The organism is Streptomyces phytophilus, assembly GCF_013870535.1.
In the GTDB taxonomy this organism is placed as follows: Bacteria; Actinomycetota; Actinomycetes; order Streptomycetales; family Streptomycetaceae; genus Streptomyces; species Streptomyces phytophilus.
Map to the genome: position 1 here is coordinate 1 of NZ_JACBXC010001738.1, position 1,009 is coordinate 1,009.

The window sequence follows — 1,009 nt, forward strand, 5'->3', positions numbered from 1 at the left end:
CCGCCCGAACGGGCACCAGCGGGCGGTGCGAGGCGTGCGACCGCGCGGACGGGGGCGTCGGGACCGTGTGGCACAATGGTGAGCTGAACTCGACAGCCGCACAGGACCCCTCTCTCCTCCGGCTGGCGCGTCCATCGGGCGCCAGGGCACTGCAACCCCACGCAGCACCTCGGTGGGCCCAATCACGTCAACTCCAGGAGACACCACTCCCGTGGCAGTCAAGATCAAGCTGAAGCGCCTGGGCAAGATCCGGTCGCCGCACTACCGCATCGTCGTCGCCGACTCGCGCACCCGCCGTGACGGCCGGGCCATCGAGGAGATCGGGCTGTACCACCCGGTCCAGAACCCCTCGCGCATCGAGGTCGACTCCGAGCGTGCGCAGTACTGGCTGGGGGTCGGCGCCCAGCCGACCGAGCCCGTGCTCGCCATCCTCAAGGTCACCGGCGACTGGCAGAAGTTCAAGGGCCTGCCGGCGCCCGAGCCGATGAAGGTCCCCGAGCCGAAGGCCGACAAGCGCGCCCTCTTCGAGGCCGCCGCCAAGGACGCCGCCGACGAGCCCAAGGGCGACGCGGTCACCCCCAAGGCGAAGAAGGCCGAGAAGGCCGAGAAGGCTGACAAGGCCGAGAAGGCTGACAAGGCCGAGAAGAGCGAGAAGTCCGACAAGGCTGACAAGGCCGAGAAGAAGGCCGACGCCGAGCCCGCAGAGGCCCCGGCCGAGGCCGCCGGGAACTGACGATGCTCGAAGAAGCCCTTGAGCACCTGGTGAAGGGCATCGTCGACAACCCCGACGAGGTCGAGGTCAGTTCGCGCAACATGCGCCGCGGGCGGGTGCTGGAGGTCCGGGTGCACCCCGAGGACCTCGGCAAGGTCATCGGCCGCAACGGCCGTACGGCCCGCTCCCTGCGCACCATCGTCGGCGCCCTCGGCGGCCGGGGTATCCGCGTCGACCTCGTCGACGTGGACCAGGTCCACTGAACCGCCGTCGCGCAGACGGACGGAGCAGTCGTCA

At 70.1% G+C, this 1,009-nt stretch carries 2 protein-coding genes; both read left to right on the plus strand.

The window, feature by feature from the left end:
- The first annotated feature begins 211 nt into the window (after positions 1-211).
- Positions 212-733, plus strand: a complete 522-nt coding sequence (rpsP, locus tag H5J30_RS35635) for a 30S ribosomal protein S16 (RefSeq protein WP_181791920.1) — start codon at positions 212-214, stop codon at positions 731-733.
- A gap of 2 nt (positions 734-735) precedes the next feature.
- Positions 736-975, plus strand: coding sequence for an RNA-binding protein (locus H5J30_RS35640; RefSeq protein WP_181791921.1), 240 nt, complete (start codon positions 736-738; stop codon positions 973-975).
- The last annotated feature ends 34 nt before the right edge of the window (positions 976-1,009 follow it).

Bases quoted from the DNA above. Each gene is read 5' to 3' on its own strand.
- H5J30_RS35640 (WP_181791921.1), top strand. From the start codon at position 736: ATGCTCGAAGAAGCCCTTGAGCACCTGGTGAAGGGCATCGTCGACAAC.